This window comes from Sinorhizobium sp. BG8 (assembly GCF_016864555.1).
Lineage (GTDB): Bacteria > Pseudomonadota > Alphaproteobacteria > Rhizobiales > Rhizobiaceae > BG8.
Genome location: NZ_CP044011.1, coordinates 1,016,922 through 1,034,967, shown reverse-complemented (window position 1 = coordinate 1,034,967; position 18,046 = coordinate 1,016,922). Strand labels below are relative to the sequence as shown.

The window sequence follows — 18,046 nt, the reverse complement described above, 5'->3', positions numbered from 1 at the left end:
ACATCCGCGAACGAGGCCGCCGATGAAAAAGTTAGTCCCCACTTACGATCTCTACGGCGAAAGGTTCGACAATGGTCCGGATTTCTGGCTGCATTGCGAGACGATCCCGTCGCGTAGCAGCCTGCACCACTGGGAGATCGGGCTCCATCGCCACGAAAGCTTCTTCCAGATCCTGTACATTTCGCGCGGTTCCGGCGATGCGGTCTTCGAAGGCCGCTCACTGTCCATCGTTCCGCCCGCCGTTGTCACCGTCCCGCCACGGGTCGGCCACGGATTCCGTTTCTCCAGGGATATCGACGGGTTCATCTTCACGCTGCTTACATCGCACCTGCGCGTGGCTCCGGGCGAGCGAAGCCGCTTCGGAGCTTTCCTCGCTGAGCCGCGGGTGACGGCTTTGCCGCTTGGCGACGGGGACGCCCTCTATATCGGCGAAACGCTAACCCGGCTCGCCACCGAATGGGGTCTTCGGAACCGCGGGCGCACCGACCTGATGGAAGCCTACGTAACCGCGGCGCTGGCGCTCACCGCTCGGTTGATCGGCGGACGCGAAGCGGGAGGGCCGGTCGATTCGGACGGCAATGAGCGGCGGGTCGAGAGGCTGGCCTCGCTCGTGCACCAGCATTTCCGGTCCCACAAACCGGCAGCCTTCTATGCCCGCGAACTCGGCATCACCCCGACCCACCTCAATCGCGTCGTACGCTCCGTCACGGGCCAGAGCGTGCGCGACTTTATTGCGCGGAAACTCACGGACGAGATCAAGCGGGAACTCGTCTTCTCGCAGGAAAGCGCCCAGGAAATCGCATTCCGGCTCGGCTTTACCGATCCCGCCTACTTCTCCCGGTTCTTCCTGCGCCAGACGGGCAAGACGCCAAGAGGCTGGCGGGAGGCGGAGCGCGCCAAGCGCGATCCGGCGGCGCGGACCACAGACGAAGCGCCTCAGTCGTCCGAGTAGCGCTCCTCGGCCCATGGATCGCCGCGCATGTGATAACCGTTACGCTCCCAGAAACCCGCCCGATCGCCGGTCATGAACTCAATCCGGTTGATCCACTTGGCACTCTTCCAGAAATAAAGATGCGGGACGACAACGCGGACCGGACCACCATGTTCTGCCGTCAGAGCCTCGCCTTCCCAATGGGTGGCAAGGATGGCGTCCTCGACGGCAAAGTCGGCGAGCGGGAGATTTGTCGTATAGCCGTCATAGCACGTGAGCATCACATGCGACGCATGCGGCTTGGGCATGACGAGATCCAGGAGATCGTGAATGGAGACGCCGTCCCATCGGTTATCATAGCGGGACCATGTCGTCACACAGTGGATGTCGGACAGCTTCGAGGTCGAAGGCAGCGCCTCGAAGGCCCGCCAGGAGAACGATACGGGGTTCTCCACCTCGCCCGCGACGTCCAGCCGCCAGCTCTCCTTACGGACGACCGGCTGCTGGCCGAGGTCGAGCACCGGCCAATTCTTGACGAGGTGCTGGCCTGGAGGGAGGCGCTCCTCTTCGGGACGGGAGACCCGTCCGGTCAGAAATTTTCCCTGCTCGGCCCAGCGCCGCTTCGACAGGGTCAACTTCGTTTCCGAGGTCTGGTCGCCGTCGCTCATGATGCACCTCTTTGCTGCAATGCGGCAAGATTAGAGAAGCACGCAGGCATGATGTCAAGGAAAGCGCCTCATGCAAGCAGCGGACGCAGCGCCGCTTGAACCTCGGCCATCGCCGAGAGATAGCGTTCAGGCATCTCGGCAGCCGGAACGAGTGCAGCCGGTGCGCCGATGTTGAGTGCCGCGACGACGCGTCCGCGGGCATTTTCGAGCGGAACGGCAATGGAGCAGAGGCCAATCTCCAGTTCCTGATCGATAACCGCGTAGCCCTGACGGCGGACGCGGGCGAGTTCAGCCATCAGCGCATCCGGATCGGTCAGCGTTCGCTCCGTATTCGCCTTGAGTTCCGACTTCTCGATCAGACCGCGGGCCTCCGCTTCCGGCAACGCTGCCAAAAGCACACGCCCCATCGACGCGCAGTAAGCAGGAAGCCGAGACCCCGCCATCAGATTAATCGACATGACCCGTTTCTGGGAGGCGCGCGCCACATAGACGACCTCAGCACCGTCAAGTACGGAAGCGGATGCGCTCTGCCCTACCTTCTCGGAGAGCCCATCGAGATAGGGCTGTACGAGGCGAGGCAGCGGCGTCGCCGAGAGATAGCTGTGACCGAGCCGCAGAATCCGCGGCGTCAGCTCGAAGAACTTTCCGTCATACTCCGCATAGCCGAGCTCCGACAGCGTCAGCAGGCAGCGGCGCGCCGTCGCGCGGTCCAGGCCCGTCTGCTTGGCAACGTCGGTGATGGTCAATCTCGGGTGCGTTTCCCCGAAGGCCTCGATTACCTTCAGACCCTTGGCGAACCCGCCCACATAATCCGTTTCCCGCATGCTCTCTCCTGCAATTTTGAAAGCATTTTGTGCGATATTTGAACAAATGTCAATTATCGCACAAAACATTTGACGAGACCGTCTGATCGGGTGCTTATTTCCGGCCACGCAATGGGCTGGTGCCGGCTCCGGATCGGCGCCCTGGCTTTCTTCGCCCGCTAGCGAGAACCAACGCGCGGGACGCGGCCTTCGTGCCGCGGTGACTTCGAACGAAGGCAGCGCCATCCCATGCACGACGACAGCCTTAAGGAGGAACCATGGCGAAGATCACATCGCTTGCCGAGGCAATCGGCGAAAACCTGAAAGACGGCGACACCATCGCCATGGAGGGCTTCACCCATCTGATCCCCTACGCCGCCGGACACGAAATCATCCGCCAGGGCCGCAAGGATCTCTTTCTCGTCCGCATGACGCCCGACCTGATCTACGACCAGCTGATCGGCGTGGGTGCTGCCCGCGGCATGAAGTTCTCCTGGGGCGGCAACCCCGGCGTCGGTTCGCTGCACCGCTTCCGCGACGCGGTGGAGAACCAGTGGCCGCGGCCGCTCGAGATCGAAGAACACTCCCACGCGGCCATGGCCAATGCCTACGAGGCCGGCGCCGCCAACCTCCCCTTCGCCATGCTGCGCGGCTATATCGGCGCCGACCTGCCGAAGGTGAACCCGAACATCAAGTCGGTGACCTGCCCCTTCACCGGTGAGGTTCTCGCCGCCGTCCCGTCGATCCGCCCGGACGTCAGCGTCATTCATGCGCTGCGCGCCGACCGCAAGGGCAATGTGCTGCTCGAGGGCATCGTGGGCGTGCAGAAGGAAGCGGTTCTCGCGGCCAGGCGTTCGATCGTCACCGTCGAGGAAATCGTGGACGAGTTGAACCCGCCGTCGCCCAACTCGGTCGTGCTGCCCTCCTGGGCGGTGACTGCCGTTTGCGAAGTTCCGGGCGGCGCCTTCCCGTCCTATGCGCAAGGGTACTATCCCCGTTCGAACGCCTTCTACATTGCATGGGATGCGATCGCCCGCGACCGCGAGAGCTTCCAGGCCTGGATCGAGGAGAACGTGATGAAAGGCAAGCCGGAAGACTTCGCCAAGTACTCCACCAAGAAGCCAGCCAGAGCTGCATAAGGGAGGACGAACGATGAGCAACGAATTTACGCCCAACGAGATGATGACCATTGCCGCCGCGCGTGCGCTCACCAACGACGACGTCTGCTTCGTCGGCATCGGCGCCCCTTCGGCCGCCTGCAATGTCGCCCGCCTGACCCATGCGCCCGACATTACGCTCATCTACGAGAGCGGGACCGTTGGCACCAAGCCGGATGTCCTGCCGCTATCGATCGGCGACGGCGAACTCTGCGATACCGCGCTGTTCACGGTCGCGGTACCTGAAATGTTCCGCTACTGGCTCCAGGGTGGCCACATCACCACCGGGTTCCTTGGCGGGGCGCAGATCGACCGCTTCGCGAACCTGAACACCACCGTTGTCGGCCCCTACGATCATCCCAAGGTTCGCCTGCCGGGCGGCGGCGGCGCGCCGGAGATCGCTTCCAACTGCGGCCGGATCTTCATCACCATGGCACTCTCGAAGCGCGGCTTCGTGGACAAGCTCCCCTTCATCACCTCGATGGGGCACGGCGAGGGCGGAAATCATCGCGAACGGCTCGGAATGAGGACCAAGGGGCCGACCCAGGTGATTACCGATCTTTGCATCCTCGAGCCGGATCCGGACACGAAGGAACTGACCGTCACTTCGATCCACAAGGGTGTCACCCGCGAACAGATCATCGACAATTGCGGCTGGCCGATCAGGTTTGCCGATGACGTTGCGGAAACGCCGGTGCCCACGGAAGCCGAGCTTTCCGTGCTCCGCGACATCAATGCCCGCACCAAGAAAGCGCACGAGGCTGCCTGACATGACCGACGCTTACATCTGCGACTATATCCGCACGCCCATCGGCCGCTTCGGCGGCTCGCTTTCCGCCGTTCGCGCCGACGATCTCGGCGCGGTACCGCTGAAGGCGCTCATGGGGCGCAATGCCTCTGTCGACTGGGAAGCCGTAGACGACGTCATTTTCGGCTGTGCCAACCAGGCGGGCGAGGACAACCGCAACGTCGCGCGCATGTCCCTGCTGCTCGCGGGTCTGCCGGTCGGCGTCTCCGGCACCACGATCAACCGGCTTTGCGGGTCAGGCATGGACGCCGTGATCGCCGCCGCCCGGGCGATCAAGTCCGGCGAGGCCGAGCTCATGATCGCCGGCGGTGTCGAGAGCATGTCCCGTGCCCCCTTCGTGCTTCCCAAGGCTGAAACGGCCTTTTCCCGCAGCGCGGAGATCTACGACACCACGATCGGTTGGCGCTTCGTCAATCCGCTGATGAAGAAGCAGTACGGCGTCGATTCCATGCCGGAGACAGGCGAGAACGTCGCTGAAGACTTCATGGTCTCCCGCACGGATCAGGATGCCTTTGCCGTCCGCAGCCAGGACAAGGCGGCGGCCGCCCAGGCCAATGGGCGCCTCGCCAAGGAGATCACCTCCGTCACGATCCCGCAGCGAAAGGGCGATCCGATCGTGGTCGACAAGGACGAACATCCGCGCGCGACCACAATGGAAGCGCTCGCCAAGCTTGGCACGCCCTTCAGGAAGGAAGGCGGCACGGTAACTGCCGGCAATGCGTCCGGCGTCAATGACGGCGCCGCAGCGCTCGTCATTGCCTCCGAGGCGGCTGCGCGCAAGCACGGGTTGACGCCGATCGCCCGCATTCTCGGCGGTGCAACCGCCGGCGTCCCACCACGCATCATGGGCATCGGTCCGGCACCCGCTTCGCAGAAGCTGATGGCCCGGCTCGGCATGACACAGGACCAGTTCGACGTGATCGAGCTCAACGAAGCCTTTGCCAGCCAGGGCCTCGCCACGCTTCGCCAGCTCGGGATCGCCGACGACGACGGACGTGTCAACCGCAATGGCGGTGCAATCGCGCTCGGCCATCCGCTCGGCATGTCGGGCGCGCGCATCACCGGCACGGCTGCGCTCGAACTTGGCGAAACCGGCGGGCGCTATTCGCTCTCGATGATGTGCATCGGCGTCGGCCAGGGGATCGCGATCGCACTCGAACGCGTCTGAGCTTCCGCCAAAGCAGAAACCGGAACGCAATCGGCCGGCGAGGTTTCCCTCGCCGGCCGTTTTCTGTTCCGCCGGTCTCTGTCTCAGCCCATGCGCTCGGAAGCGTAGGAGCCGGGGCTTGCCGGGAACACGATGGTGCGGTGGCCGTTCATGAAGACGCGGTGGTGGATATGCGCATGCACCGCCCGCGCCAGCACCTGGCTCTCGACGTCGCGGCCGATCGAGACGTAGTCCTCCGGGCTCTGCGCATGGGTGATGCGGGCGGTGTCCTGCTCGATGATCGGACCCTCGTCGAGATCCTCGGTGACGTAGTGCGCCGTCGCGCCGATCAGCTTCACTCCGCGCTCATAGGCCTGCTTGTAGGGGTTGGCCCCCTTGAACGACGGCAGGAACGAGTGGTGGATGTTGATGATGCGGCCGGACATCTTCTTGCACACCGCATCCGACAGCACCTGCATGTAGCGGGCGAGCACGATGAGATCGGCCTCGGTCTGCTCGACGATCTCCATCAGCCGCGCCTCGGCCTGCGGCTTGTTGTCCTTCGTCACCTTGACGTGGTGGAACGGGATGTCGTGGTTGACCACCACCTTCTGATAATCGAAGTGGTTGGAGACGACACCGACGATGTCGATCGGCAGCGCCCCGATCTTCCAGCGATACAGAAGGTCGTTCAGGCAATGCCCGAACCGCGACACCATCAGCAGAACCTTCATCCGCTTCTCGCTGTCGTGAAACGCGTATGTCATGTCCAAGGTGGAAGCGATGGATTCGAAGCCGGATTCGAGCGCGGCAAGCGTTGCCTTCTCCTCGCTGACGCAGGTGACCCGCATGAAGAAGGTCCCGGTATGCAGATCATCGAACTGTGCGCTATCGACGATGTTGCAACCGTTTTCCGCCAGGAACTGCGATATCGCGGCAACGATGCCCCTTTTTGTCGGGCAGGTGACGGTCAGGACGAACTTGAGCATTGCGAGGCTTCCCATCTGTGTCGGCATGCTTGACGATGCCCCGTGCGTCGGCACGGGGCATCGGGAGACGAATGCCGGCGTACCGGCTGTTAGATGTCGAGGGTCGTCTGGTGTTCCCAGGGCGTGAACTGCGAGCAGTAGGTATTCCACTCGCCGTGCTTGAGCTTGAGGTAGGCCGCGGAGAACTCCGTGCCCAGCGCCTGCTGGAGCGCCTCGTCCGCCTCGTATTCCCGCAAGGCATCGAGAAGGTTCAGCGGCAATTTCGGCGCGCCCGTTACCGTGTGCCCGTCCTTGTACATATCTATGTCGTAATGCGGCCCGGGATCGGCCTTCGAGCGCATGCCGCTCAGACCCGCGGCGATGATGATCGCCTGCAGGAGGTAAGGATTGACCGCACCGTCCGGAAGCCGCAGCTCGAAGCGGCCGGGACCCGGTACACGCACCATGTGCGTGCGGTTGTTGCCGGTCCAGGTGACCGTATTCGGCGCCCATGTCGCGCCCGAGATCGTGCGGGGCGCGTTGATGCGCTTGTATGAATTCACCGTCGGGTTCGTGACCGCCGCAAGCGCCGAGGCATGTTTCATGATGCCGCCGAGGAAGGTACGACCCTGTTGGGAAAGGCCGAATGGCATCTCCCTGTCGGCGAAGGCGTTGACCTTTCCGGCGGTGTCCCAGACGGAGATGTGGCAATGGCACCCGTTGCCGGTCAGCCCCTTGAAGGGCTTCGGCATGAAGGTTGCGCGCAGTCCATGCTTCTCGGCGACGGACTTCACCATGAACTTGAAGAAGGAATGCTTGTCGGCGGTTGCCAGCGCATCATCGAATTCCCAGTTCATCTCGAACTGGCCGTTCGCGTCCTCATGGTCGTTCTGGTAGGGCTTCCAGCCGAGTTCGAGCATGTAGTCGCAGATTTCGGCGATGACGTCGTACCGGCGCATCACCGCCTGCTGGTCGTAGCAGGGCTTCTCCGCCGTATCGAAGCTGTCGGAAATCACGGAACCGTCTTGCGAGATCAGGAAAAACTCCGCCTCGACACCTGTCTTGACCCTCAAGCCCTCCCTTTCCGCCTCGGCGATCAGCTTCTTCAGCACAACGCGCGGGGCCTGTTCGACGGGCTTGTCGTCCATGATGCAATCGGCCGCCACCCACGCAACATCCTTCTTCCACGGGAGCTGGATGACGGAGGAGGCATCAGGAATGGCGAATAGATCGGGGTGGGCGGGGGTCAGGTCGAGCCAGGTCGCAAATCCGGCGAAACCCGCACCGTCCTTCTGCATGTCGGCGATCGCCGCTGTCGGCACCAGCTTGGCACGCTGGGCGCCGAACAGGTCCGTGTAGCTGATCATGAAGTATTTCACGCCCTTGTCTGCGGCGTATGCTGCGAGATCGAGTGTCACTGTGTTCCCCTTTTTTGGATTTGACACTTGTTCGTCAAAAGGCCGCTCAGTCCTCCCAAACTGCGCGGCCCGGTCTCTAAATTCTCAGAAGCCCCCCTTGCCCGGGATCCAGCTCGTGCCGGCGAGCGGCACTTGGGCCATGGCCGAAGCTTCGATGGTCAAGGCCACCAGATCCTCCGGTTCGAGGTTGTGCAGGTGGTTCTTGCCGCAGGCACGCGCAATGGTCTGGGCTTCCAGCGTCATTACCTTGAGGTAGTTGGCGAGCCGTCGTCCGGCAGCAATCGGATCGAGGCGCTTCATCAGCTCAGGATCCTGCGTGGTGATGCCGGCCGGATCCTTACCCTCGTGCCAGTCGTCGTAAGCGCCTGCCGTCGTGCCGAGCGCCTGGTATTCCGCTTCCCAGCGCGGATCGTTGTCGCCGATTGCGACCAGTGCGGCAGTGCCGATGGCAACCGCATCCGCGCCGAGCGCCAGGGCCTTGGCGACATCAGCACCGGAACGAATGCCGCCCGAGATGATCAGCTGCACCTTGCGGTGCATGCCGAGATCCTGGAGGGCCTGGACGGCCGGGCGGATGCAGGCAAGCGTCGGCATACCGACATTCTCGATGAAGACGTCCTGGGTGGCGGCGGTGCCGCCCTGCATGCCGTCGAGCACGACGACATCGGCACCGGCTTTTACGGCCAGCGCCGTGTCATAGTAGGGGCGCGCGCCGCCAACCTTCACGTAGATCGGCTTTTCCCAGTCGGTGATCTCGCGCAGCTCGAGGATCTTGATTTCGAGATCGTCAGGGCCGGTCCAATCCGGATGTCGGCAGGCCGAGCGCTGGTCGATCCCCTTCGGCAGGGTGCGCATCTCGGCGACACGGTCGGATATCTTCTGGCCGAGCAGCATCCCGCCGCCACCAGGCTTGGCGCCTTGCCCGACCACGACCTCGATGGCGTCCGCGCGACGAAGGTCCTTGGGGTTCATGCCATAGCGGGAGGGGAGGTACTGGTAGACGAGCGTCTGCGAATGGCCGCGTTCCTCATCCGTCATGCCGCCGTCGCCGGTGGTGGTTGAGGTGCCGGCGATCGTAGCTCCGCGGCCGAGGGCCTCCTTCGCATGGCCCGAAAGCGCGCCAAAGCTCATGCCGGCGATGGTGATCGGCGTCTTGAGGCGTATCGGCTTCTTCGCAAACCGAGAGCCGAGCACAACCGAGGTGTCGCATTTCTCACGATAGCCTTCGAGCGGATAGCGTGAGATCGAGGCGCCGAGAAACAGCAGGTCGTCGAAGTGCGGGACCTTGCGCTTGGTGCCCGCGCCACGAATGTCATAGATGCCGGTCGCAGCCGCGCGGCGGATCTCGGCGAGCGTATAGTCGTCGAACGTCGCCGACTTGCGCGGCGGGGTGGGCGGATTGTGATAGGACATGATCGAAACCCTCTTCCGGCTCAGTACGCGTCGGCGTTGTCGATGTTGAAGTTGTAGAGCGTGCGGGCGGAGCCGTAGCGCTTGAACTCATCGGGCTTCACGTCGGTGATGCCGGCCTTTTCCAGAAGCCCTGCGAGCAGCGACAGGTGCTCCGGCCGCATCTCCTTCTGGATGCAGTCAGCACCGAGGCTCTTCACGCTGCCACGCACGAACAGACGCGCCTCATAGAGGGAGTCGCCCAGTGCATCGCCGGCATCGCCGAGCACGACAAGATTGCCGGACTGTCCCATGAAGGCAGACATATGGCCGATGCTGCCGCCGACGACGATATCGATGCCCTTCATGGAAATGCCGCAGCGTGATGCGGCGTTGCCCTTGATCACGAGAAGGCCGCCGCGTCCGGTAGCGCCAGCATACTGGCTCGCGTCGCCCTCGATGACGACCTTGCCCGACATCATGTTCTCGGCGACACCCGGTCCTGCCGAGCCATGGACGGTGACCGTGCCGCCGTCGTTCATACCGGCGCAGTAGTAGCCAACGCTACCGTGCACATCCACGGTGACCGGCTGGTCTATGCCGACTGCGACGGAATGGCTGCCGCGCGGATTGACGACCTCGAAAGCGGTTTCGTTCGACCCGTGCGGGATACTGTGAAGCGCGCTGTTCAGCTCGCGAAGCGGCGTATTGGAAAGATCGAATGTCGGCATGTTTTTCCCTTCAGACGGAAGGCCGGCCGCAACCGGCTCCCACATTTCCCGATGCATCTTGGATCAGGCAGCCTTTTCGTGGTCCCAGAAATAGACGGTGGCGGGCTCAGGCTCCCATACGCGTGCGTTCTCGATTCCCGGCAGGTTCACCAAGGCGCGGTATTCGGAACCGAACGCGATATACTGGTCGGTCTCGGCCATGACGGCGGGCTTGCACGCGATCGGGTCGCGCAGGACGCCGAAGCCGGATTTCGTGCCGACGACGAAGGTGAAGAAGCCGTCGAGGTCGTCGAGCGCGCTGGTCAACGCCTCCCCCAGGTCCTTGCCCTTGGCCATCTCCGCCGTCAGGTAAGCGGCCGCAACTTCCGAGTCGTTCTGGGTCTCGAACGCCATGCCCTCGCGAACAAGTTCGCGACGCAGGTTGTTGTGGTTGGACAGGGAGCCATTGTGCACGAGGCACTGGTCCGCACCCGTCGAGAAGGGGTGCGCACCAAGTGTCGTGACGGCAGATTCGGTCGCCATGCGGGTATGGCCGATACCATGGCTGCCCGCCATCTCGCGGATGCCGAAACGGGAAACCACGTCTTTCGGCAGGCCAACTTCCTTGTAGATTTCGACGCTGTCGCCGCTACCCATGATGCGAATGCCGGGACGCTGCTGCAGAAGCAGTTCGCGAACGGCCACAGCCTTTGCAGCATCAACGTCAATGACGGCATGCGTGCTCTTGAGTGCGACACCGGTTGCAGGATCGATGGTCTTGAGCAGGTCGGCCAAGCCCGCGAAATCAGCGGCCGGATCTGCCGATTGAACCGTGATCTTGGCTTTGCCATCCGTTGGCGCGCCGTAGATCGCGATGCCGGCCGAGTCCGGCCCGCGATCCGTCATAGTCACCAGCATGTCCGAAAGAAGCGCGCCGAGCTGAGGCTCGAGGGCCTTATCCTTGAGGAACAATCCGACAATCCCGCACATGGGAGAACCTCCGTTTTCGTGTTGGAGATTGTCTAGCAGGACAGGAAACAGATTTCAACTAAGAAGAAAAATAATTTCTCTATAAGAATATTCGGTAACCTAATCCGATAGGCGAAAGCGCGCACGGAAGAGGGACCGGACGCCGACAAGCGTTCGGACAACTTCAGCATTCAGAGAGTTGGAGCGCCGCATCCCGTTCCCGGCAGACGCCGACCTGTCGCTATCCCTGCGGATAGGAGATGATGGAGAGATATCGTGCCGGAAGCTTTACGAGTTCCTCGGGGCCATGGCGGGCGTCTGCATCGAAGAAGAGGCTGTCACCGGGCTGCATCGTGTAGAGTTGATCGCCGTGGCGATAAACAACCTCTCCCTCGAGCATGTAGAGGAACTCCATGCCTTCGTGCTGGAAGGCAGGAAAGACGTCGGAATCGGCCGACAGCGTGATGAGATAGGGTTCCACGACCACACCGCTGGTGTTGTTGTCGATGTGACCCAGCAGATTATACTGGTGGCCGGAGCGGGTACCGCGGCGCTCGATCTCGACGCCCTCTCCCGCCTTGACGAACATCGCATTCCGCGGCTCTTCGAAACGGCGGAAGAAGGCGGTGAGCGGAACGCCAAGCGCCCGCGACAGGGATTGTAGCGTGGTCAGCGACGGCGAGATGTTGCCATTCTCTATCTTGGACAGCATTCCGAGGGAGATGCCGGTGGCTGCCGACAGGTCCGTCACGGTGATGCCGAGTTTCTTGCGAAATGCCCGAACCTCGTGGCCGATTGCCATCTCGAGATTGTTTTCCTTGGGCTCCCGAAGAGCATGGGGATCCTGCAGGAGGGCAGGCTTCGAGGCCACTACATCGTGATCCTGCGCCTCTTCCGTGTACGATGCCTTCTTCGCCATTTCCCGCCGCTCCATACGCATTGACGAAAATAAGCCTATCCTCAGGGTGAAAATTTCTCAACCATGAAGAAAGAGGGCTCCGCTCATCGTGCCTGGCGGGCCGCTCTTGGCGACATGCCGAAGTGAGTCCGGTACGCCGCCGAAAAATGGCCTGCACTCGAGTAACCGCAGGCAAATGCGATTTCGGACACCGACAGGGGGCTCTGCGTCAACAGGCGACGCGCATGGTCCAGCCTGATGCGGCGGTATTCTGCGACAAAGGTGGAGCGCATCCGGTTGGCGAAAAGCCGGTCGAGATGCCGGGGCGTAACGCCGGCCAGGTCCGCGATTTCGGATCGCGACAGCGGCGATTCCACCGTCGCCTCCATCTTCTCGAGTGCAGTCAGCAGAGCCGGATGATGTACGCCGTGACGCTCGGCCAGCGAGGCGCGCTGCGGTGCGGCAGACTCGCCTACTGCCGTGTGCAGGTACCAATCGCTGACACGCCTGGCAAATCCATCACCCATGCGCTCGGCGATCAGCGCATGCATCATGTCGAGCGGCGCAACCCCTCCGCCACAGGTGATACGGCTGCCGTCGATGACGAACCGGGCCCTCTCCGGCATCAGGTCCGGGAAGGCTTCGATCAGCGCCGTCGCGTGCTCCCAATGGATCGTGAAGCGATGACCAGCAAGCAGCCCGGCTGCCGCCATCACATAGGGACCGCCGGAAATTCCGCCGATGCGAACCCCCTGGCGGGCAAGACGACGAAGTCCCGCATGCACCAGAGGCACATTCCAGTGCTCCGGTCCGCCACCAGCGCAGACGAAGACTGTGTGCAGGCCATCCGCACTTTGCGGGAGTGATTCCGCTGAAAACACTGCACCCGACGATGCCACCCCGGCATGCCCGTCTGCCGAGAAGAGATGCTGCCGGTAGATGTCCCGGCCAGCAAGCAGGTTGGCCGCACGAAGGGGCTCGGAGGCCGAGGCGTAGGACATCAACGCGAAGCCGTCGATGAGAAGAAAGCCGATGTCCTGAATATGCCTGTCATCTTGCTGCATGTCCCATTTTTAGAATTTATCGTCCCTTTCCTGCAAGTCGGATTTTTCCCTTCTGCAATGATGGCCGGACGTAAAACAGGTGACACATGCGCTACTCCGCTCTCTCCCTTCTTCGCAATGCGCTTTCCGGAAACCGGCGCTGGTCGCCGCACTGGCGTGATCCGCAGCCGAAGCAACAATACGACGTGATCATCGTGGGCGGGGGCGGCCACGGACTGTCTACGGCCTACTATCTCGCCCGGACCTTCGGCATCACGAATGTTGCCGTGCTTGAAAAGGGCTACGTCGGCTCCGGCAACGTTGGACGAAACACCACCATCGTCCGCTCGAACTATCTGCTTCCCGGAAACAATCCCTTCTACGAGCTGTCGATGAAGCTGTGGGAAGGGCTGGAGCAGGACTTCAATTTCAACGCCATGGTCTCGCAGCGCGGCGTTCTCAATCTCTATCACTCGGACGCACAGCGCGACGCATACACGCGCCGTGGCAACGCCATGCGCCTGCATGGGGTCGATGCCGAGCTTCTCGATCGCGCCCAGGTTCGCGAGATGCTGCCGTTCCTCGATTTCGACAACGCCCGCTTCCCGATCCAGGGCGGCCTCCTGCAACGGCGCGGCGGCACGGTGCGCCATGACGCTGTCGCCTGGGGCTATGCGCGCGGGGCCGATTCCCGCGGCGTGGACATCATCCAGAACTGCGAGGTCACCGCAATCCGCCGCGAAGGCGGCAAGGTGATCGGCGTGGAAACCAGCAAGGGGTTTATCGGCTGCAAGAAGCTCGCGCTGGCGACCGCCGGCAACTCGGGCCGGACTGCGAAAATGGCGGGCCTGACGCTCCCGATCGAGAGCCATGTTCTGCAGGCCTTCGTCTCGGAGGGGCTCAAGCCCTTCATCGACAACGTCGTCACCTTCGGCGCAGGGCATTTCTATGTTTCCCAGTCCGACAAGGGCGGTCTCGTCTTCGGCGGAGACATCGACGGATACAACTCCTATGCCCAGCGCGGCAATCTCGCGACGGTGGAGCACGTGGCGGAAGCGGGAGTCGCGATGATCCCGGCACTTTCCCGGGTTCGCGTGCTGAGGTCATGGGGCGGCATCATGGACATGAGCATGGATGGCTCTCCGATCATCGACCGGACAGAGATCGACAATCTCTATCTCAACGCCGGCTGGTGTTACGGCGGCTTCAAGGCGACACCCGCCTCGGGATACTGCTTTGCGCATCTCCTGGCCAAGAACGAGCCACATGAGACCGCACGCGCCTTCCGCCTTGACCGTTTTGCGCGCGGTTATCTCATCGACGAAAAGGGCGTCGGCGCCCAGGCGAACTTGCATTAGGACCGAAATCACATGGCAAGCCTTATCCCCTGCCCCCATTGCGGCCAACGGCCGAAGGAAGAGTTTACCATCCGTGGTGACGCAAGCGTCGTTCGCCCTTCACCCGAAGCGGGCGAGCCAGCATGGTTCGCCTACGTCTACCAGCGCGAAAATCCGCGCGGTGCGCACAAGGAACACTGGTTCCACTCAGGCGGATGCCGCCGCTGGCTGATCGTTGAACGGGATACAGCCACCCATCACATCTATGCGGTCGATGACGCCGCCACCGTCTCGCGCAAGGGAGGCGAAGCATGACTTCCCATCGTCTTCCAAAGGGCGGATCGATCGATCGAGCGGCAAGCGTGAACTTCAGCTTCGATGGCCGCCGCCTTGAAGGTCACGCGGGCGATACGCTCGCTTCGGCCCTGCTTGCAAACGGCGTTCGCCTCGTCGGCCGCAGCTTCAAGTACCATCGTCCGCGGGGGATCCTGACCGCGGGCGCGGCGGAGCCCAACGCACTGGTCACCATCGGGCGCGGAGGCCGCACCGAACCCAATACCCGCGCCACCGTCCAGGAACTCTATGCCGGTCTCGAAGCGGTGAGCCAGAACCGCTGGCCTTCGCTCGCCTTCGACATCGGCAGCGTCAACAGCCTGCTTTCGCCGGTCCTTGGAGCCGGTTTCTATTACAAGACCTTCATGTGGCCGGCAGCCTTCTGGGAGAAGATCTACGAGCCGATGATCCGCAAGGCAGCGGGACTGGGGCGTGCCTCCTACGAGGCCGATCCCGATTCCTACGAAAAGAGCTGGGCACATTGCGATCTCCTCGTGATCGGCGCCGGACCCGCCGGGCTTGCGGCCGCACTGACGGCCGGCCGGTCCGGGGCTCGCGTCATTCTTCTCGACGAAGGGCACGCAGCCGGAGGAGGTCTTCTGTGCGAAACGGCCACGATCGGCGGAGTGGTGGCTCCCGAGCTTGCAGCCTCGGTTCTTTCCGAACTCGAAAGCCTGCCGAACGTTCGCGTCATGCCGCGCACCACCGCCTTCGGATGGTATGACGGCAATGTCTTCGGTGCGATCGAGCGCGTCCAGAAGCATGTCGCGCTGCCCGATCCGAAGCGCCCGGTGGAGCGCCTCTGGCGCATCGCCGCAAGACAGGCGATCCTGGCAACCGGAGCGGAGGAGCGTCCGCTGGTGTTCGGCGGCAACGACCGGCCGGGTGTGATGATGGCGGGTGCGCTGCGCACCTATCTCAATCGATATGCAGTCGCCGCAGGCAAGCGGGTCGCTCTCTTCACCACGAACGATACTGCGTACGCGACCGCTTCGGACCTCGAAGCTCGAGGCGTCGAGGTCGCGGCTATCATCGACAGCCGTGACGCACCCTCCGCCAGTTGGTCCGGCCGGGCACGCCTGATCACGGGCGCCACCATCACCGATACCAAGGGCGGGAAATCGCTTTCGGCGATCACTGTTTCCTCTCGCGGAGGCAGCGAAGTGATCGCGGCCGATGCACTCGGCATGTCGGGCGGCTTCTCGCCGGTCATACACCTCGCCTGCCACCGTGGCGGCAGACCGACTTGGGACGCGGCAAAATCGGCCTTCCTTGCACCCTCGGACCTTTCCGGTCTGAGACTGGCCGGTGCGGTCACAGGAGATGGGACGCTGGAAGACTGCCTCTTGGGCGGCACACGGATGGCCGTGGAAGCTCTTGCGGAAATCGGGGTGACGGCCAGCATCGCTTCGTTTGGAGCAGTTGTCGGCGGCGCGAGCGAGGGCTCTTCGAAACCACTCTGGTCTGTGAAGGGCTGCAAGGGCAAGGCCTTCGTCGACTTCCAGAACGACGTACACCTGAAGGATCTCGGGCTTGCCGTGCAGGAGGGCTATGCTCACGTCGAGCTCGCCAAGCGCTACACCACCAACGGCATGGCCACCGACCAGGGCAAGCTTTCCAACATCAACGCGATCGGCATCCTTGCCGAGCATCGCGGCGTTTCGCCGGCGGATGTGGGCACGACCACGTTCCGTCCATTCTACACGCCGGTTTCCTTCGGCGCGCTTGCCGGCACTTCCCGCGGCAAGCATTTCCAGCCTGCTCGAAAATCGCCCCTGCACCATTGGGCTGAGAAGAATGGCGCGGTCTTTGTCGAAACGGGCCTTTGGTATCGCTCATCCTGGTTTCCACGCCAGGGCGAGAAGACCTGGCGCGAAAGTGTCGACCGGGAAGTGCTGAATGTCCGCCGGAACGCGGGTCTCTGCGATGTCTCCACGCTCGGCAAGATCGAGATCTTCGGCAAGGACGCAGCGGAATTCCTGAATCGCGTCTATTCCAACGCCTTCCTCAAGCTTCCGGTCGGCAAGGCGCGCTATGGCATCATGCTGCGGGAGGACGGATTCATCTATGACGACGGCACCACAAGCCGCCTCGGTGAAAATCACTATTTCATGACCACCACCACCGCCTATGCCGCCGGGGTGATGAACCATCTCGAGTTCTGCGCACAGGTGTTGTGGCCGGAACTCGACGTGCAGCTTGCATCTACCTCGGATCAATGGGCGCAGATGGCGATCGCCGGACCGAAGTCCCGCGCGGTCCTGCAGCAGATCGTCGACGAGGATATCGGCAACGAGGCCTTCCCCTATCTCGCCGCGAGGAGCGTCCAGCTCTTCGACGGAAAGCTCCAGGGACGTCTCTTCCGCATCTCCTTCTCCGGTGAACTTGCCTACGAGCTTGCGGTTCCGGCAGGCTATGGCGAGGCCGTGGCGGATGCCTTGATGAACGCTGGGCGCGAGCACGGAATCTGCGCCTACGGCGCCGAGGCACTGGGAGTGCTGCGGATCGAGAAAGGGCATGTGACCCATTCCGAAATCAACGGCACCGTGACGCCGGGCGATCTCGGCTTCGGCAGGATGGTCTCGGCGTCCAAGCCGGACTTCATCGGCAAGGCGATGCTCGCACGCGAGGGGCTCCAGGCGCCGGATCGTCCGCGCCTGGTCGGCGTCAAGCCGATCGATCCGGCCACGAGTTTCCGGACCGGGTCGCACATTCTCGTGAAGGGAGCGTCTCCAAGCCTCGACAACGACCAGGGCTATGTGACGTCCAGCGCATATTCCCCGCACCTCGGTCACACGATCGGCCTTGCACTCGTGAAGCACGGCCCGGAACGCCACGGCGAGGAGGTGCTCGTCTGGAATGCGCTTCGCGCCGAATACACGCCGGCGCTCCTCTGCGACCCGGTCTTCCTCGATCCCGAGAATGGAAAGCTGCATGCCTGATATCGCGCTCAAGACCCGACCCGTTCTCGACAACCGGTCAGCCGTGGGGGATTTGATCCGGCTCCAGTCCCTCCCGGAGGAGACGATCCTCCTGGTGATCGCTTCCGCCGATGCCGGCGATCTGTCTGCGATCCTTGCGAAAGCTGCCGGTCAGGAGAGCAACGCCGTTCGTGCGGCCGGCCCTGGCCAATGGCTTCTCGTCACGACGTCCGCGCTTTCTGCGCAGGCGATCGACGATCTCGGCGCCGCGCTTTCGGGCAAGGCCGCAATTGTCGACCAGAGCCATGGGCGCGTGCGGATCCTCATCGAGGGCGAGGCAGTGGAAGCGGTGCTCGCCAAGGGAATGCCCGTCGATCTCGCCCCGTCCAATTTTCCGGTCGGAAAGTCGGTGACGACGATGATCGGGCATCTTTCGACGCATGTAACGCGGATGCAGGACAATGCGTTTGAAATCATCGTGACGCGCAGCTTCGCCGAAACCTTGTGGGAGGACCTCGTTACGATGGCCGGCGAATATCTTTAGCC

At 62.8% G+C, this 18,046-nt stretch carries 17 protein-coding genes; 8 read left to right on the top strand and 9 right to left on the bottom strand.

The genetic code is table 11. From position 1 onward, the window contains the following. Positions 1-22: 22 nt before the first annotated feature. Positions 23-952 (top strand): helix-turn-helix domain-containing protein, encoded by a 930-nt coding sequence (locus tag F3Y30_RS04745; protein ID WP_203425376.1) that lies wholly within the window; start codon positions 23-25, stop codon positions 950-952. Here F3Y30_RS04745 and F3Y30_RS04740 read toward each other — a convergent pair. After that, positions 937-1,599 (bottom strand): sulfite oxidase-like oxidoreductase, encoded by a 663-nt coding sequence (locus F3Y30_RS04740; RefSeq protein ID WP_203425375.1) that lies wholly within the window; start codon positions 1,597-1,599, stop codon positions 937-939. The two genes, F3Y30_RS04745 and F3Y30_RS04740, sit on opposite strands and share 16 nt — an antisense overlap. A 68-nt stretch (positions 1,600-1,667) precedes the next feature. After that, complete coding sequence (locus tag F3Y30_RS04735; protein WP_203425374.1) at positions 1,668-2,423, bottom strand: IclR family transcriptional regulator; 756 nt, start codon at positions 2,421-2,423, stop codon at positions 1,668-1,670. A 257-nt stretch (positions 2,424-2,680) separates the two neighbouring features. Between F3Y30_RS04735 and F3Y30_RS04730 the strand changes: the two genes are divergently transcribed. Genes F3Y30_RS04730 through pcaF form a run of 3 tightly spaced genes read left to right on the top strand, consistent with a single transcriptional unit; the run spans position 2,681 to position 5,535 of the window. Further along, positions 2,681-3,541 carry a CoA transferase subunit A gene (locus tag F3Y30_RS04730; protein ID WP_203425373.1) on the top strand — a complete coding sequence of 287 codons (861 nt, stop codon included), beginning with the start codon at positions 2,681-2,683 and terminating at the stop codon, positions 3,539-3,541. Positions 3,542-3,554: 13 nt separating this feature from the next. After that, on the top strand, positions 3,555-4,328 hold the full coding sequence (locus F3Y30_RS04725) for a CoA-transferase subunit beta (RefSeq protein ID WP_203425372.1): 774 nt from the start codon (positions 3,555-3,557) through the stop codon (positions 4,326-4,328). A gap of 1 nt (position 4,329) precedes the next feature. After that, positions 4,330-5,535, top strand: coding sequence for a 3-oxoadipyl-CoA thiolase (gene pcaF / locus F3Y30_RS04720; RefSeq protein ID WP_203425371.1), 1,206 nt, complete (start codon positions 4,330-4,332; stop codon positions 5,533-5,535). Positions 5,536-5,618: 83 nt separating this feature from the next. On the opposite strand, the gene purU is transcribed toward pcaF, so the two are convergent. The 7 genes from purU to F3Y30_RS04685 form a co-directional block, all read right to left on the bottom strand. Next, a complete protein-coding gene (purU, locus tag F3Y30_RS04715; RefSeq protein ID WP_203425370.1) occupies positions 5,619-6,503 on the bottom strand; it encodes a formyltetrahydrofolate deformylase in 885 nt (294 codons plus the stop codon). 89 nt (positions 6,504-6,592) lie between these two features. Beyond that, a complete protein-coding gene (gene glnT, locus F3Y30_RS04710; protein WP_203425369.1) occupies positions 6,593-7,900 on the bottom strand; it encodes a type III glutamate--ammonia ligase in 1,308 nt (435 codons plus the stop codon). 84 nt (positions 7,901-7,984) lie between these two features. After that, complete coding sequence (locus tag F3Y30_RS04705) at positions 7,985-9,313, bottom strand: FMN-binding glutamate synthase family protein (RefSeq protein ID WP_203425368.1); 1,329 nt, start codon at positions 9,311-9,313, stop codon at positions 7,985-7,987. Positions 9,314-9,333: 20 nt separating this feature from the next. Continuing rightward, on the bottom strand, positions 9,334-10,020 hold the full coding sequence (locus tag F3Y30_RS04700; RefSeq protein ID WP_203425367.1) for a GXGXG domain-containing protein: 687 nt from the start codon (positions 10,018-10,020) through the stop codon (positions 9,334-9,336). Between the two features lie 63 nt (positions 10,021-10,083). After that, complete coding sequence (locus F3Y30_RS04695; RefSeq protein ID WP_203425366.1) at positions 10,084-10,989, bottom strand: glutamine amidotransferase family protein; 906 nt, start codon at positions 10,987-10,989, stop codon at positions 10,084-10,086. Positions 10,990-11,209: 220 nt separating this feature from the next. Next, positions 11,210-11,887, bottom strand: coding sequence for an XRE family transcriptional regulator (locus F3Y30_RS04690; protein WP_203425365.1), 678 nt, complete (start codon positions 11,885-11,887; stop codon positions 11,210-11,212). Between the two features lie 83 nt (positions 11,888-11,970). Next, positions 11,971-12,930 (bottom strand): GlxA family transcriptional regulator, encoded by a 960-nt coding sequence (locus F3Y30_RS04685; protein ID WP_203425364.1) that lies wholly within the window; start codon positions 12,928-12,930, stop codon positions 11,971-11,973. Positions 12,931-13,016: 86 nt separating this feature from the next. On the opposite strand from F3Y30_RS04685, the gene F3Y30_RS04680 reads away from it, so the two are divergent. From F3Y30_RS04680 to F3Y30_RS04665, 4 genes are read left to right on the top strand one after another with little or no spacing between them, the layout of a single operon-like run. Then, complete coding sequence (locus tag F3Y30_RS04680; protein WP_203425363.1) at positions 13,017-14,267, top strand: sarcosine oxidase subunit beta family protein; 1,251 nt, start codon at positions 13,017-13,019, stop codon at positions 14,265-14,267. Positions 14,268-14,279: 12 nt separating this feature from the next. Next, positions 14,280-14,561, top strand: coding sequence for a sarcosine oxidase subunit delta (locus tag F3Y30_RS04675; protein ID WP_203425362.1), 282 nt, complete (start codon positions 14,280-14,282; stop codon positions 14,559-14,561). Next, complete coding sequence (locus F3Y30_RS04670) at positions 14,558-17,521, top strand: sarcosine oxidase subunit alpha family protein (RefSeq protein ID WP_203425361.1); 2,964 nt, start codon at positions 14,558-14,560, stop codon at positions 17,519-17,521. The genes F3Y30_RS04675 and F3Y30_RS04670 overlap by 4 nt, the downstream gene beginning before the upstream one ends. Beyond that, positions 17,514-18,044, top strand: a complete 531-nt coding sequence (locus tag F3Y30_RS04665; RefSeq protein ID WP_246752871.1) for a sarcosine oxidase subunit gamma family protein — start codon at positions 17,514-17,516, stop codon at positions 18,042-18,044. Before F3Y30_RS04670 ends, F3Y30_RS04665 begins: the two co-directional genes overlap by 8 nt. Positions 18,045-18,046: the final 2 nt, after the last annotated feature.

Bases quoted from the DNA above. Each gene is read 5' to 3' on its own strand.
- F3Y30_RS04725 (WP_203425372.1), top strand. From the start codon at position 3,555: ATGAGCAACGAATTTACGCCCAACGAGATGATGACCATTGCCGCCGCG.
- F3Y30_RS04675 (WP_203425362.1), top strand. From the start codon at position 14,280: ATGGCAAGCCTTATCCCCTGCCCCCATTGCGGCCAACGGCCGAAGGAA.
- F3Y30_RS04665 (WP_246752871.1), top strand. From the start codon at position 17,514: ATGCCTGATATCGCGCTCAAGACCCGACCCGTTCTCGACAACCGGTCA.
- F3Y30_RS04705 (WP_203425368.1), bottom strand. From the start codon at position 9,313: ATGTCCTATCACAATCCGCCCACCCCGCCGCGCAAGTCGGCGACGTTC.
- F3Y30_RS04670 (WP_203425361.1), top strand. From the start codon at position 14,558: ATGACTTCCCATCGTCTTCCAAAGGGCGGATCGATCGATCGAGCGGCA.
- pcaF (WP_203425371.1), top strand. From the start codon at position 4,330: ATGACCGACGCTTACATCTGCGACTATATCCGCACGCCCATCGGCCGC.
- F3Y30_RS04745 (WP_203425376.1), top strand. From the start codon at position 23: ATGAAAAAGTTAGTCCCCACTTACGATCTCTACGGCGAAAGGTTCGAC.
- F3Y30_RS04695 (WP_203425366.1), bottom strand. From the start codon at position 10,989: ATGTGCGGGATTGTCGGATTGTTCCTCAAGGATAAGGCCCTCGAGCCT.
- F3Y30_RS04735 (WP_203425374.1), bottom strand. From the start codon at position 2,423: ATGCGGGAAACGGATTATGTGGGCGGGTTCGCCAAGGGTCTGAAGGTA.
- purU (WP_203425370.1), bottom strand. From the start codon at position 6,503: ATGCTCAAGTTCGTCCTGACCGTCACCTGCCCGACAAAAAGGGGCATC.
- F3Y30_RS04685 (WP_203425364.1), bottom strand. From the start codon at position 12,930: ATGCAGCAAGATGACAGGCATATTCAGGACATCGGCTTTCTTCTCATC.
- F3Y30_RS04690 (WP_203425365.1), bottom strand. From the start codon at position 11,887: ATGGCGAAGAAGGCATCGTACACGGAAGAGGCGCAGGATCACGATGTA.
- F3Y30_RS04730 (WP_203425373.1), top strand. From the start codon at position 2,681: ATGGCGAAGATCACATCGCTTGCCGAGGCAATCGGCGAAAACCTGAAA.
- F3Y30_RS04740 (WP_203425375.1), bottom strand. From the start codon at position 1,599: ATGAGCGACGGCGACCAGACCTCGGAAACGAAGTTGACCCTGTCGAAG.
- F3Y30_RS04700 (WP_203425367.1), bottom strand. From the start codon at position 10,020: ATGCCGACATTCGATCTTTCCAATACGCCGCTTCGCGAGCTGAACAGC.
- F3Y30_RS04680 (WP_203425363.1), top strand. From the start codon at position 13,017: ATGCGCTACTCCGCTCTCTCCCTTCTTCGCAATGCGCTTTCCGGAAAC.